General features: G+C 66.9%; 12 protein-coding genes. 7 read left to right on the top strand and 5 right to left on the bottom strand.

What is annotated here, in order from left to right:
• The first annotated feature begins 115 nt into the window (after nt 1-115).
• Nucleotides 116-1267 (top strand): glutamate--cysteine ligase, encoded by a 1152-nt coding sequence (locus tag RN51_RS16960; protein ID WP_045265204.1) that lies wholly within the window; start codon nt 116-118, stop codon nt 1265-1267.
• A gap of 30 nt (nt 1268-1297) precedes the next feature.
• On the opposite strand, the gene RN51_RS16955 is transcribed toward RN51_RS16960, so the two are convergent.
• The gene (locus RN51_RS16955; RefSeq protein WP_045265203.1) at nt 1298-2269 is read right to left on the bottom strand and encodes a sugar-binding transcriptional regulator; all 972 of its coding nucleotides are present in this window, start codon (nt 2267-2269) and stop codon (nt 1298-1300) included.
• 102 nt (nt 2270-2371) lie between these two features.
• Between RN51_RS16955 and RN51_RS16950 the strand changes: the two genes are divergently transcribed.
• From RN51_RS16950 to glpK, 3 genes are all read left to right on the top strand, one after another.
• The gene (locus RN51_RS16950) at nt 2372-4081 is read left to right on the top strand and encodes a glycerol-3-phosphate dehydrogenase/oxidase (protein WP_045265202.1); all 1710 of its coding nucleotides are present in this window, start codon (nt 2372-2374) and stop codon (nt 4079-4081) included.
• A 92-nt stretch (nt 4082-4173) separates the two neighbouring features.
• Complete coding sequence (locus RN51_RS16945; RefSeq protein ID WP_045265201.1) at nt 4174-4926, top strand: MIP/aquaporin family protein; 753 nt, start codon at nt 4174-4176, stop codon at nt 4924-4926.
• A 26-nt stretch (nt 4927-4952) separates the two neighbouring features.
• The gene (gene glpK, locus RN51_RS16940; protein WP_045265200.1) at nt 4953-6467 is read left to right on the top strand and encodes a glycerol kinase GlpK; all 1515 of its coding nucleotides are present in this window, start codon (nt 4953-4955) and stop codon (nt 6465-6467) included.
• Between the two features lie 69 nt (nt 6468-6536).
• On the opposite strand, the gene RN51_RS16935 is transcribed toward glpK, so the two are convergent.
• On the bottom strand, nt 6537-7454 hold the full coding sequence (locus tag RN51_RS16935; RefSeq protein ID WP_045265199.1) for a hypothetical protein: 918 nt from the start codon (nt 7452-7454) through the stop codon (nt 6537-6539).
• Between the two features lie 84 nt (nt 7455-7538).
• Complete coding sequence (locus RN51_RS16930; RefSeq protein ID WP_045265198.1) at nt 7539-8414, bottom strand: LysR family transcriptional regulator; 876 nt, start codon at nt 8412-8414, stop codon at nt 7539-7541.
• Nucleotides 8415-8491: 77 nt separating this feature from the next.
• Here RN51_RS16930 and RN51_RS16925 point away from each other — a divergent pair, with 77 nt between their 5' ends.
• Complete coding sequence (locus RN51_RS16925; protein WP_045265197.1) at nt 8492-9406, top strand: EamA family transporter; 915 nt, start codon at nt 8492-8494, stop codon at nt 9404-9406.
• A 6-nt stretch (nt 9407-9412) separates the two neighbouring features.
• Here the strand turns inward: RN51_RS16925 and ffh are convergent, their stop codons facing one another.
• Both ffh and RN51_RS16915 read right to left on the bottom strand, forming a co-directional pair.
• A complete protein-coding gene (gene ffh / locus RN51_RS16920) occupies nt 9413-10975 on the bottom strand; it encodes a signal recognition particle protein (protein ID WP_045265196.1) in 1563 nt (520 codons plus the stop codon).
• A gap of 51 nt (nt 10976-11026) precedes the next feature.
• Nucleotides 11027-11611: a TetR/AcrR family transcriptional regulator gene (locus tag RN51_RS16915; protein WP_045265195.1), complete on the bottom strand. Its 585-nt coding sequence runs from the start codon at nt 11609-11611 to the stop codon at nt 11027-11029.
• A gap of 97 nt (nt 11612-11708) precedes the next feature.
• Between RN51_RS16915 and lipB the strand changes: the two genes are divergently transcribed.
• Together lipB and lipA are read left to right on the top strand one after the other, a co-directional pair.
• Nucleotides 11709-12362: a lipoyl(octanoyl) transferase LipB gene (lipB, locus tag RN51_RS16910; RefSeq protein ID WP_045265382.1), complete on the top strand. Its 654-nt coding sequence runs from the start codon at nt 11709-11711 to the stop codon at nt 12360-12362.
• Nucleotides 12359-13348: a lipoyl synthase gene (lipA, locus tag RN51_RS16905; RefSeq protein WP_045265194.1), complete on the top strand. Its 990-nt coding sequence runs from the start codon at nt 12359-12361 to the stop codon at nt 13346-13348. Before lipB ends, lipA begins: the two co-directional genes overlap by 4 nt.
• The last annotated feature ends 6 nt before the right edge of the window (nt 13349-13354 follow it).

The raw sequence follows: 13354 nt of genomic DNA, 5'->3' as shown, positions 1-13354 counted from the left end.
ATAGAGGGTCGAGCAGGTCGTCCGACCCTCTATTCTGCCAGATCAGCGGGCCGGGCGCGAAACGTGGCGAAACGGCCGTTGCCGTGTCGCGCGCCTCGCGTGCCAGACTGTGCGGGTGAAGCTCGAGTTCGCCCCATCGGCCCGGTCCACCGTCGGTCTCGAATGGGAGATCATGCTCGCCGACCCGGTGAGCGGTGACCTCGTCGGGCGCGCACCCGAACTGCTCGCGGCGCTCGAGGCCGAAAGTGCCGACGAACGCCACACCGTCACCGGTGAGCTCCTCACCAACACGATCGAGGTGACCAGCGGCATCGGAGACTCGGTGGCCCATGCCGTCGACGACATCGCCAACGCGATCACGGCTGTGCGGTCGGCGACCGATCCCGCGGGTGTCGAGCTGCTGTCGGCCGGAAGCCACCCGTTCGCGCAGTGGTACGACCAGCAGGTCACCGACAAGACGCGGTACCACACGCTCATCGAGCGTACTCAGTGGTGGGGGCGCAACATGATGATCTGGGGCATCCACGTGCACGTCGGGGTCGAGGATCAGCGCAAGGTCTTCCCCATCATCAACGCGCTCGCGGGCTTCCTCCCCCATCTGCAGTCGCTCGCCGCGTCGAGCCCCTACTGGGCGGGCGAGCGCACGGGCTACGCGTCGAACCGCGCGCTCGTGTTCCAGCAGCTTCCCACCGCCGGACTCCCGTGGCCGCTGCACGACTGGTCGCAGTACGAGTCGTACCTCGACGACATGGTGCGCACCGGGGTGATGGCCGATGCGACGGAGGTGCGCTGGGACATCCGGCCGGCTCCGCGGTGGGGAACCATCGAGGTGCGCGCCTGCGACGGGTTGTCGACACTGCCCGAGCTCGCCTCGGTCGCCGCGCTCGTGCAGGTCCTGGTCGAGGACTTCTCGCGCCAGCTCGACGAAGGGAAGACCCTCCCCGAGCTCCCGGCCTGGTTCCACCGCGAGAACAAGTGGAGAGCAGCACGTTACGGACTCGACGCACGTGCGATCGTCGATGCCGCCGGAACACAGCGCCCCGTGCGCGAGCACCTGTCCGAGACTCTCGAATCCCTCACCCCGACCGCGGTGGAGCTCGGGTGCGGTCGCGAGTTCGGCGGCATCGCCACGATCCTGGACGGGGGTGCCAGCTACGCGCGTCAGCTCGCCGTCGCCGATGCCGCGGGCGGCGATCTCTCCGCAGTGGTGCATCATCTGATCAGGGAGTTCCGTTCCGGCCCAGAATCGTCGACCGAGGAGCCGTAGCTCTCGAGGCGTCCCCTGCGACGATGCGCGTCAGTCCTCGACGAGGCGCCGTGCGAGCCCCTCGTCGAGGACGACGTCCGTGATGAGTCCGGCCGCCAGGGCGGCGCGAAGACTCACCAGCTTCGGAATGCCCGATACGACGCACACCCGGCGGGGAACCCGTCGAAGTCGATCGAGGCCGGGACCCGTCGCCCGCGCGTTCACGCGGATGTCGCGCCATGACCCGTCGGAGCGGAAGAACACGGTGGCGACATCACCGATCGCATGGTCCTCGCGGAGGCTGCGGTAGTCGTCACGTCCGAGATAGCCGCCCACGTAGACGCGACTGGGCACCTCGGCGGCCGGGGAGCCGAGACTGAACACCGCGACGTCCATCTTCGCCTGGAGGTCGAGCACACGACGCGTGCTGCGTTCGCGCCACATCGCCTCCCGGGTTGCGGGGTCGTCGAAGAAGGCAGGGACCGGGAACTGCTGGACCTGGGCACCGAAGGCGCTGCCGAACCGCTGCAGGATGTCGCTGGAGTACTCGACACCCGTCGTCTGGGTGTTGCCGGCACCGTTGAGCTGCACGAAGGTCGTGTTGTGGGTCTCCTTCTGTGTGAGCCCACGACTCACAGCGCTGATGGTCGAGCCCCACGCGACACCGATGACCATGTTCGAATCGACGAACTGCGACAGCAGACGACCCGCCGTCAGTGCCACGCGTTCGAGTCGCTCGACCTCGCTCAGGATCTCGGGCATGGGCACGACGTGCGCGGCCACACGATGCCGATCTCGGATGCGGTGCTCGAGCATCCCGAGCCGTTCGAGGGGCGAGTTGATGCGGATGTCGACCAGGCCGCTCTCCCGCGCGAAGCTCAGCAGGCGGGAGACCGACGATCTCGAGGTGCCGAGCTCCTTCGCGATGACCTCCATGGTCTTGTCCTGCATGTAGTAGAGCTGTGCCGCGGTGAGCGCCGCGATCAGCTTGCTGTCGCGAGATTCCGCGCCTGCACCGGCCATGACATCCTCCTCATCATCGATCCTTGCACATATGTGCAGTGGGCTTGCGCGGGATGTCACACAGGTCGATGCTGGTGGCAAGCAAGGAAGAGAGGGTCGACGATGATCGATTCGACACACTCGTCGGCGGAGCGCGCGGAGATCCGCGCCGTCCGCGAATCCGGACGCACGACCGTCCTCGTCATCGGTGGTGGGATCAACGGGATCTCCACGTTCCGCGACCTGGCATTGCAGGGCGTCGATGTCGTGCTCGTCGAACGAGGAGACTTCGCCTCCGGCGCTTCCTCCGCGTCGAGCCACATGATCCACGGAGGCATCCGCTACCTCGAGAACGGCGAGTTCCGACTCGTGCGCGAGTCGGTGGAAGAGCGCAACGGTCTGCTCAAGATCGCACCGCACTACGTGAAGCCGCTCCAGACGACCATCCCGATCTACTCGACCTTCTCGGGCATCCTCTCCGCTCCCCTGCGTTTCCTGACGCACAAGAGCGGAAAACCGCAGGAGCGCGGAGCGTTCCTCATCAAGATCGGTCTGACGATCTACGACACGTTCTCCCGGGACGGTGGCACGGTTCCGCGGCACCGCTTCCTCGGCCGCAAGAAGTCGCTCGCCGAACTGCCGTCGCTCGATCCCAAGATCAAGTACACCGCCACCTACTACGACGCCTCCATGCACGACCCCGAGCGCCTGGCTCTGGATGTGCTGCAGGACGGACGCTCGGCCCACCCCGGCGCGCACGCGCTCAACTACGTCGAGGCCATCGCCCGCGACGGCGATAAGGTCGTGCTCCGTGACCGCGAGAGCGGAACCGAGTTCGCTGTACAGGCGGATGTCGTCGTGAACGCCTCCGGTCCGTGGACCGACCTCACCAACGATGCGCTCGGCACCGACACGAAGTTCATGGGCGGGACCAAGGGCTCGCACATCGTGCTGGATCACCGCGAGCTGCTCGAGGCGACGCGTGGGCGCGAGATCTTCTTCGAGCACTCCGACGGTCGCATCGTCCTCATCTACCCCCTCAAGGGACGCGTCCTCGTCGGCACCACCGACATCGACGCCGACCCGCGCGAGGTCGCGGTGTGCACAGAAGAGGAAGTCGACTACTTCTTCGATCTGATCCACCACGTCTTCCCCACCATTCCGGTGTCGCGCGAGCAGATCGTGTACAAGTTCTCGGGAATCCGTCCGCTGCCCCGTCACGAGGACACGGCACCCGGATTCGTCTCGCGCGATTACCGCGTCGAGGTCGACGAGAAGGGCGCGGTACCGCTCGTCAGCCTCGTCGGCGGCAAGTGGACGACGTTCCGCGCACTCGGCGAATCCCTCTCCGACAAGGTGCTCGGACTGATCGGCCGCACCAGGACCGTCTCGACAGCGGGCCGGGCGATCGGCGGTGGGCGCGAGTTCCCGCGCACCGAGAAGGCCAAGCGCATCTGGTTCCAGGAGAACCTGCCCGGCGCCGGAGCACGCGCCGAACAGCTGCTGGCCCGATACGGCACCCGCGCTGCTCAGGTCTGGGAGTTCGTCGAGCAGGGTGAGGACGCGCCGCTCGCAGGTGGTGACCTCTCCACACGTGAACTCGAGTGGATGGTGCAGAACGAGCTGGTGGCCCGCCTCGAGGACGTCATCCTGCGTCGCACCAGCATCGCATTCACCGGCGGCGCGACCGCAGAGGTGCTGCATGAGATCGCCGATGCCCTCGCACCGATGCTCGGCTGGGATCGTGCGCGCCACGACGCCGAGGTCGAACAGACCCGCGAACTGTTGAACGAACGTCACGGACTCGATATCCCGTCCCGCGCCCGCGGCTGACGGGGTCTCGGACTGCCGCCCTCCTCGCGGTGCAACTCCCATAAAGTGTCGGGGCAGAGGGGCCCCGACACACAAGAAAGGTCAAAGAAGACATGGCTGATGTGAATCTCGGTCTCTACTTCCTCTCCGAACTCGTAGGAACAGCGATGCTGGTCCTGCTCGGATGTGGTGTCGTCGCCAACGTCGCACTCGCGAAGAACAAGGGCTTCGGCGGCGGCTTCCTGATGGTCAACTGGGGATGGGGTCTCGCGGTCTTCGCCGGTGTGCTCGTCTCCGCGTACTCCGGTGCGATCCTCAACCCGGCCGTCGGCATCGGCCTGCTGATCTCGGGCACGATCGACTTCCCGATGTTCCTCGTCGCCACCGCGGCAGAGCTCGTCGGCGCGATCATCGGTGCGATCGTCGTGTGGCTCGCGTACAAGCAGCACTTCGATGAGGAGCCGGAGGCCGCCAACAAGCTGGGCGTCTTCTCGACCGGCCCCGCGATCCGCTCCTACGGATGGAACCTGGTCACCGAGGTCATCGGCACGTTCGTCCTGGTCTTCGTGATCCTCGCCTTCGCGGACTACGGCGACATCGAGGTCGGAACGCCCGGAGGCCTCGGACCGCTCACGGCACTCCCGGTCGCCCTGCTCGTCGTCGCGATCGGCGCCTCACTCGGTGGACCGACCGGATACGCGATCAACCCCGCCCGTGACCTCGGTCCGCGCATCGCGCACGCGATCCTCCCGATCAAGGGCAAGGGCTCCAGCGACTGGTCCTACTCCTGGGTCCCGGTGGTCGGTCCGCTGATCGGTGGCTCGATCGCCGCCGTTGCAGCTCCCGTCCTGCTGCACCTTGCCTGAACGACCTGATTTCAAAGGAGAACAACATGGCTGACTACATCCTCGCCATCGACCAGGGAACGACTTCGAGCCGCGCGATCATCTTCGACAAGAAGGGCAGCATCATCGCGACCGGCCAGAAGGAACACGAGCAGATCCTGCCCAAGGCCGGCTGGGTCGAGCACGACGCCTCCGAGATCTGGCGCAACGTCCAGGAAGTCATCGGTCTCGCCCTGAGCCGTGCCGACCTCACCCGCCACGACATCGCCGCGGTCGGCATCACCAACCAGCGTGAGACCGCCGTGGTCTGGGACAAGACCACCGGCAAGCCCGCCTACAACGCCATCGTGTGGCAGGACACCCGTACGCAGGCGATCGTGGATCGTCTCGCTGAAGATGGCGGCGTCGAGCGATTCAAGCCGGTCGTAGGACTCCCCCTGGCGACCTACTTCTCAGGCACCAAGATCGCCTGGATCCTCGAGAACGTCGACGGCGCTCGCGAGAAGGCGGAAGCCGGCGACCTGATCTTCGGCACGACCGACAGCTGGGTCCTCTGGAACCTGACCGGCGGTGTCGATGGTGGCGTGCACGTCACCGATGTCACGAACGCCTCGCGCACGATGTTCATGGATCTCGAGACGCTCGAATGGCGTGACGACATCCTCGAGGCGTTCGGCGTGCCGCGCTCGATGATGCCGGAGATCCGCTCCTCGTCCGAGGTCTACGGTGCGGCGGAGGACTCTTCGCTGCTTCGCGAGACCCCGATCGCCGGCATCCTGGGTGACCAGCAGGCCGCGACGTTCGGGCAGGCCGCCTTCCAGAAGGGCGAGAGCAAGAACACCTACGGCACCGGCTGCTTCCTCATCTTCAACACGGGCGAGGAGATCGTCCACTCGAAGAACGGGCTGCTCACCACCGTCGGCTACAAGCTCGGCGACCAGCCGACGCACTACGCACTGGAGGGATCTATCGCGGTCACCGGATCGCTGATCCAGTGGCTGCGCGACCAGCTCGGCATCATCTCCTCGGCCCCCGAGGTCGAAGAGCTCGCCGACAAGGTCGAGGACAACGGCGGCGTGTACATCGTGCCGGCCTTCTCCGGTCTGTTCGCCCCCTACTGGCGTCCGGACGCCCGCGGCGCCATCGTGGGCCTGACCCGCTACGCGAACAAGAACCACATCGCTCGCGCAGCGCTCGAGGCCGTCGCGTTCCAGACGCGCGACGTGCTCGACGCCGTGAATGCGGACGCCGGTGTGGATCTGACCGAGCTCAAGGTCGATGGTGGCATGGTCGCGAACGACGCGCTCATGCAGTTCCAGGCCGACGTCCTCGGCGTCCCGGTGGTTCGTCCGGTCGTCGCGGAGACCACGGCGCTCGGTGCAGCCTACGCAGCCGGCCTCGCCGTCGGGTTCTGGAACGGCCTCGACGACCTCTCCGCCAACTGGCAGGAGGACAAGCGTTGGGAGCCCTCCATGGACGAAGCGGAGCGCGACCGCCAGCTGCGGCTGTGGCGCAAGGCCGTCACGAAGTCGATGGACTGGGTCGACGACGACGTGAAGTGATCTGACACACTAAAGAAGCGGGTCCGGAGCATGAGCTCCGGACCCGCTTTCGTCTTCGACGAGGAGGACTCAGAATCCGTTGATGGCCGCGAAGAACGCGCCGGTGCCGTCGATGGCGACGCGACCGCTCTCGTCGCTCGACGTGACCTGCTCGTACCCGGACTCGCTCCAGTAGAAGACGTCCGTCGCGATCTCTCCGACTCCCTGCCCGAACGCCTGCTGGGCGAATCCGTGCAGGTCCTGCACGACGTGGATCGCCCCAGGCCCGGTGATGACGTGGAATGCCACGTGATGACGCGAAGGTACGGTGAAGAGGACGCCGTGCGGTGCGGACTCGACGCCGGCGGCCGTCAGCAGCGCCGGGAAGTCGAGGGCGCGGCTCGCCGTGAACATCGACTCGGAGGCGATCGCATGGAACGCCCCGTTACCGACATCGAGGGTGTGGATCTCATCGATCGGCTCGGCAGACACTGCTGTGAGGGCGGTCGCCCACAACTGCTCAGCATCGAACCTGTCGACGATCGAGTCGGGGACGGCGCTCGTGATCTCGGGATGATCGAGCATCAGGATCACCTCGAGGCCGTTCGCGATCACGCGGCGATAGGTGAACGATCCGCGCTGGCTCTCCGGCAGGTATGCGGAGGGGATGAGACGCGCTTTCACCAGCGAGAGGATCTCGTCGTCGGAGAGATCCTCGTCGCGGGGTGCGGATTGCCTGCTGAGCAGGCCGGAGATGTGGCGCTCCACGACTTCAGGCCAGCTCGACTCGGGTTCGAGCTTCACCGCACGAGAGAGGTTGTACAGGCCGTACTGCGCCCCGGACTCCCCCTCGGCGTAGTCGCCGTGCATGGTGATCGCACCCTCGGCCGCTGGCCACTTGGACGCGAACAATGTGCGCAGGAGGGCGGCTTCGCGCACGGTGAGGTCGTCGAGGTCGGGATCAGGTTGCGCGTCTTTCGACTTCTTACCGAAACTCAGGAATCCCACGTGTGCTCTCCTCGATGATCGCCGGCCGAAGCGCGTCTTCGGCGCGGGCTCAAACGCACTCAGGCTAGCGCACGGCGCGCGAGGTCACGTCACAGCCTCGACGACGGCGATGAACGCACGCGCGACATTCCGCGGGGCAGCCGCATCCCAGGCCAGATGCTCGACACGGACAGGACCGCCGCGTACATGCGAGGTGTCCACCTCGAACCCCGAGCGCTCGACCACTCCCGGTGCCAGCAGTGTCACCGCCAAGCCCGACTCCACCAGCCCGAGGAGCAGAGATGCGGAGTCGGCCTCGAACGCGACATCGCGTGTGAGACCAGCCGCTGCGAACGCCGCGTCGCTCTGCGCTCGCCCCGACGTCGCCATCGGGAAATCCGCGAAGGTCATGCCCGCGATGTCCTCCAGCTCGATGCTGCTCCGTCGCGCGAGCACGTGCCCCCGGGGGAGAACGGCGACGAGGCTCTCGCGCGCGAGCACACGGAACCCGACGCCGGCGGGATCCACTCCGTCGCGCAGACCCAGCAGCGCCACGTCGAGCTCATCGTGTCGGAGCATGCGCATCAGGGCATCGCTGTTGCCCACCTGCAGTTCCACCCGCACGTCCGGGTGCGCGGCACAATAGGCGACGAGCACGGCGGGAACGTCGATGGCGGTCACCGTCGGGATGACCCCGATCCGCAGCGTGCCCTCCACGACGCCATCGACCGCGGCGGCGTCCTCCTTCGCCTGCTCCGCGGCCCGGAGCGCAGCGCGCGCATGACCGACGAAAGCCTCACCCGCCTCGCTGAGCCGCACCTGGCGACTGGAGCGGACGAACAAGCGTCGCCCGAGTTCACGTTCGAGCGACGCGATCTGATGACTCAACGCCGATTGGGTGACGAAGCATCGCTCGGCTGCTCGGGTGAAGCTCAGGGAGTCGGCGACTTCCACGACGTAGCGCAGTTGCTGAAGTTCCACGATTCATGATCTCGCTTCATGGGAACCGGTGCAACCATGCGTTGGACTCATCAGTCACGCGCCCGCAAGCTGAAGACATGAACCGCGTGACACTCGTGCTGACCACCGCGCTGGCACCCATCGCCTGGGGTACCACCTACCTCGTGACCACCGAGCTGCTGCCCGCGGGGCACCCTCTGTTCGCCGGTCTGCTCCGCTCACTCCCCGCAGGCCTTCTCGCAGTCGCCATCAGCCGACGACTTCCGCACGGCTCCTGGTGGTGGAAGTCCTTCGCGCTCGGCGCTCTCAACATCGCGGCTTTCTTCCCTCTGCTGTTCCTCGCCGCGGAGCGGCTTCCCGGCGGTGTCGCCGCCGCCGTCGCCGGAGCGCAGCCACTCATCGTCCTGGCTCTGGGAGCACTCGTCCTGCACGAGCGTATCCGGCCGATCACGGCCGTTGCGGCTCTCGCCGGCGCGGGAGGGGTCGCACTCGTCGTCCTCGGCCCGGCCGCCGAGCTGGATCTCTGGGGCGTTCTCGCTGCGCTCGGCGGTGTCACAGCGACTGGAGTAGGCATGATCCTGACCAAGCGGTGGGGTCGTCCCGCCGGAGTCGGTCCCGTCGCCTACGCCGGCTGGCAGCTCAGCGCGGGCGGTTTGATGCTGCTGCCGCTCACTCTGTTCGCCGAGGGGGTACCGCAGGAGATCGACGGCGGCGCCGCTCTCGGTTACCTGTGGCTCGCGACCGCCGGGGGGATCGTCGCCTACACGCTCTGGTTCCGCGGCATCCAGCAGCTTCCTGTCATCGCGCCTGGACTCCTCGCGCTCCTGTCCCCCATCGTCGCGACGGTTCTCGGACTGGCGGTCGCCGGCGAACGTTTCACCGCTCTGCAGGCGCTCGGATTCGTGCTCACACTCGGCGCCCTCGTGCTGGGGCAGGTCGTCACGCGACCGAAGGCGCAGACCGACCGGCGCCCGCAGGAGTCGCTCGACGATGTGCTCTCGGCGCCGCGCTGAGCGCGCTCAGCTCTTGCCGAAAAGCTTCTGGATCTCGGCGAGGTCGGCCTCGCTCGGAGCCTGAGCAGCACCGCCCCCGAGCCCGAATCCTGAGCCGGTGGGCGTAGCGGCGGAGGAGGCGATGCCGGCGTTCTCGGCAGCGCGCTTCGCAGGGTTTCCCGAGCGGGACTTTCCCGCGGTCTTGCCCTTCTTGCCTCGCTTGGAAGACGCACCAGGCCGCCCCATGCCGGGCACAGGTCCCATGCCGGGGATGTTCGGCGTGCCACCGCGCGCGACCGTCTTCATCATCTTCGCCGCCTGCTCGAAGCGCTGCACGAGCTGGTTCACATCTGTGACGGTCATGCCGGAACCGCGGGCGATGCGCAGTCGACGCGAGCCGTTCAGAACCTTGGGGTTGCGTCGCTCGCCAGGAGTCATCGAGCGGATGATCGCCTCGGTGCGGTCGATCTCGCGCTCATCGAAGTCGTCGAGCTGCTGCTTCATCTGCCCCATGCCCGGAAGCATCCCGAGCATCTTCTTCATCGAGCCCATCTTCTTCATCTGCTGAAGCTGGTCGAGGAAATCCTCGAGGGTGAAGGCCTCGGTCGCGATCTTCTCGGCCATCTTCATGGCCTCTTCCTCGTCGAAGGCCTGCTGGGCCTGCTCGATGAGGGTCAGGATGTCGCCGAGGTCGAGGATGCGACTCGCCATACGGTCGGGGTGGAACGGCTCGAGGTCTTCCAGGCGCTCTCCGGTCGAGGCGAAGATGATCGGGCGTCCGGTCACAGAGGCCACCGAGAGGGCAGCTCCACCGCGGGCATCACCATCGAGCTTCGAGAGCACCACGCCGGTGAAGTCGACGCCCTCCTGGAAGGCCTTGGCGGTGTTCACGGCGTCCTGACCGATCATCGCGTCGATGACGAAGAGGACCTCGTCAGGGTTCACTGCCTTGCGGATGTCTGCAGCCTGCTTCATGAGCTCGGCGTCGACACCGAGGCGTCCTGCGGTGTCGATGATCACGACGTCGTGCTGCTGCCGGCGGGCATGCTCGACCCCGTCGCGCGACACCTTCACCGGATCACCGACGCCGTTCCCGGGCTCCGGCGCGAAGACCGTGGCCCCCGCCTGCTCCGCGACCACCTGAAGCTGGTTGACCGCATTCGGGCGCTGGAGGTCGGCGGCCACGAGAAGAGGCGTGTGCCCCTCGCCCTCGAGCTGCTTGGCGAGCTTGCCGGCGAACGTCGTCTTGCCCGAGCCCTGGAGGCCGGCGAGCATGATGACCGTCGGCGCCGTCTTCGCGAACTGCAGTCGGCGCTGTTCGCCACCGAGGATCTGCACGAGCTCCTCATTGACGATCTGCACGACCTGCTGCGCCGGGTTCAGCGCCTTGTTGACCTCGTCGCCCAGGGCGCGCTCACGCACCTTCGCCGTGAACTCCTTGACGACCACGAGCGCGACGTCTGCGTCGAGCAGGGCCCGACGGATCTCGCGTACGGTGCCGTCGACGTCGGCCGCGGTGAGCTTTCCCTTCGTGCGCAGATTGCGGAAGGTCTCGGTGAGCCGATCGGAGAGCGTGCCAAATGTAGCCATGGTGCTCTGATTCTACGCGAGCGAGGCCGAGTTGCTCAGCGCCGGGCGGACTCAGCCCCAGGGCAGGTCGTGGATCGTCGCCAGCGCTTCCCGCAGAACGGTCTCCGGCGTCCCCCGCCCTGCCCCCTGCTCTGCCCACACGCGCAGCGAGGACAGCACCGCAGCGGCGTGTGCAGCTCCGAGGATGTCGGCCCTGATCACGTCGACGCCCGCGGCGGAGGCCGCCAGCGACACGGCCGCGGACAGACGCGCGAGCCGCAGACCGGTGTCGCGCACGAGCTCGTCTTCCAACCCCATCGCCCCTGCGTTGCGGAGGGCGAGAGCGAGCGGGTCCGGTGCGAAATCGTGCACGACCCGCAGCAGTGTCTCACGCACCGATTCGCCCGTAGCAGCCTTCTCCAGCCGGCCCAGGGAATCGATGGCATCGCCGATCCGCTCGTCGACACCCGACCACAGCACGTCGCTCTTGGACGCGAAGTAGTTGAAGAAACTCGAACGGCTCACCCCGGCTCGCTGAGTGATGTCCGCCACCGAGGTCGCGGCATATCCACGCTCCAGGAAGAGCTCACATGCGGCTTCGGCGAGGGTCTCCCGCGACGATGCCTTCGGGCGCCCGGCTCTCCCCGTCGAACTCATGCACTCACGCTACCGCGAGGTGTGGGTCGAGGACGCCGCTCTCTCCAGTGAGGGGTATTGTTGTCCTCGGTCCATCTACACCGAAGGCGGTTCCGCGATGCTCGAGATCCTCACCCCTGGGTTCGCTCCGACGCCCGTGCCGTATGTCGAGGGGTGGGAGCTGCAACGTCGCATCCACGCCGATATCGTCGCCGGCACTCGCCCTGACACCCTGATCCTTCTCGAGCACGAGGCGGTCTACACGGCAGGAAAGCGCACCGAGCCACACGAACGCCCGCAGGACGGCACGCCGGTCATCGATGTCGATCGTGGTGGCAAGATCACCTGGCATGGACCAGGACAGCTGGTCGGGTATCCCATCGTCCGCCTCCTCGAGCCCATCGATGTCGTCGCGCACGTGCGCCGCCTGGAGCGCCTGCTAATCGACGTGCTGCGACCATTCGGCGTCGACGGCTACCAGGTGGAGGGCCGCAGCGGCGTCTGGGTGCGTCGGCCGCTCTCCGAGGACAAGGTGGCCGCCATCGGGGTGCGCGTGCAGCAAGGAGTCACGATGCACGGGTTCGCCATCAACTGCGACAACTCCCTGGCCGGTTTCCGCGACATCATCCCGTGCGGCATCACGGATGCAGGTGTCACGACCGTGAGCGAGGTGACCGGATCGACCGTCACACCCCGAGACCTCGTCGATGCCGTGACCCGTGCTTTCCTCACCGAGTACTCGACCCCCGAACTGTCTGGAGCCCACGCATGACCGCCGCACCCGAGGGCCGGAAACTCCTCCGCCTGGAGATCCGCAACGCCGAGACGCCGATCGAGCGCAAGCCCGAGTGGATCAAGACCAAGGCGAAGATGGGGCCTGAGTACACGGCGCTGCACTCTCTCGTGAAGAGCGAAGACCTCCACACGGTCTGCCAGGAGGCCGGCTGCCCGAACATCTACGAGTGCTGGGAGGATCGCGAGGCGACCTTCCTCATCGGGGGCTCCCAGTGCACCCGGCGTTGCGACTTCTGCCAGATCGACACCGGCAAGCCCGCCGACTACGACACCGATGAGCCACGCCGCGTCGCCGAGAGCGTGCAGCGGATGAACCTCCGGTACGCCACCGTGACGAGCGTCGCCCGCGATGACCTTCCCGACACCGGAGCCTGGCTCAATGCCGAGACGGTACGGAAGATCCACGAGCTCAACCCGAACACCGGGGTGGAGCTGCTGGCCAACGAGCACAATGCCGACCCGGCCTTCCTCGGCCAGATCTTCGACGCTCGCCCCGAGGTCTTCGCGCACAACGTGGAGACCGTTCCCCGCATCTTCAAGCGCATCCGACCCGCATTCCGCTACGAGCGCTCCCTGAGCGTGCTGACCCAGGCTCGCGATGCCGGGCTCATCACGAAGTCCAACCTCATCCTCGGCATGGGCGAGGAGCCGGAGGAGGTCGTGCAGGCGCTCAACGACCTGCACGACGCCGGCTGCGACATCATCACGATCACGCAGTACCTCCGCCCCACGCCGCGGCATCATCCGGTCTCCCGATGGGTCAAGCCGGCGGAGTTCGTGGAGTTCAAGGAAGAGGCCGAGCGAATCGGGTTCCTCGGCGTCCTCGCCGGTCCTCTCGTGCGCTCCTCCTACCGCGCAGGACGCTTGTGGGCGCAGTCGATGACGTCGAAGGGGCGCGAGATCCCCGCACACCTCTCCCACATCGCCGAGAGTGCCGACCTCGGGTTCGCCCAGGCCGTCTGACCTCGC

Source organism: Microbacterium oxydans, assembly GCF_000956405.1.
GTDB classification, from domain to species: Bacteria; Actinomycetota; Actinomycetes; order Actinomycetales; family Microbacteriaceae; genus Microbacterium; species Microbacterium oxydans_C.
This window is presented reverse-complemented; position numbering and strand designations above follow the sequence as displayed.

Coding starts and splice junctions, on each gene's coding strand:
- RN51_RS16955 (WP_045265203.1), bottom strand. CDS start 2,269: ATGGCCGGTGCAGGCGCGGAATCTCGCGACAGCAAGCTGATCGCGGCG.
- RN51_RS16915 (WP_045265195.1), bottom strand. CDS start 11,611: ATGAGTTCGACGGGGAGAGCCGGGCGCCCGAAGGCATCGTCGCGGGAG.
- RN51_RS16925 (WP_045265197.1), top strand. CDS start 8,492: ATGAACCGCGTGACACTCGTGCTGACCACCGCGCTGGCACCCATCGCC.
- ffh (WP_045265196.1), bottom strand. CDS start 10,975: ATGGCTACATTTGGCACGCTCTCCGATCGGCTCACCGAGACCTTCCGC.
- RN51_RS16950 (WP_045265202.1), top strand. CDS start 2,372: ATGATCGATTCGACACACTCGTCGGCGGAGCGCGCGGAGATCCGCGCC.
- RN51_RS16945 (WP_045265201.1), top strand. CDS start 4,174: ATGGCTGATGTGAATCTCGGTCTCTACTTCCTCTCCGAACTCGTAGGA.
- lipB (WP_045265382.1), top strand. CDS start 11,709: ATGCTCGAGATCCTCACCCCTGGGTTCGCTCCGACGCCCGTGCCGTAT.
- lipA (WP_045265194.1), top strand. CDS start 12,359: ATGACCGCCGCACCCGAGGGCCGGAAACTCCTCCGCCTGGAGATCCGC.
- glpK (WP_045265200.1), top strand. CDS start 4,953: ATGGCTGACTACATCCTCGCCATCGACCAGGGAACGACTTCGAGCCGC.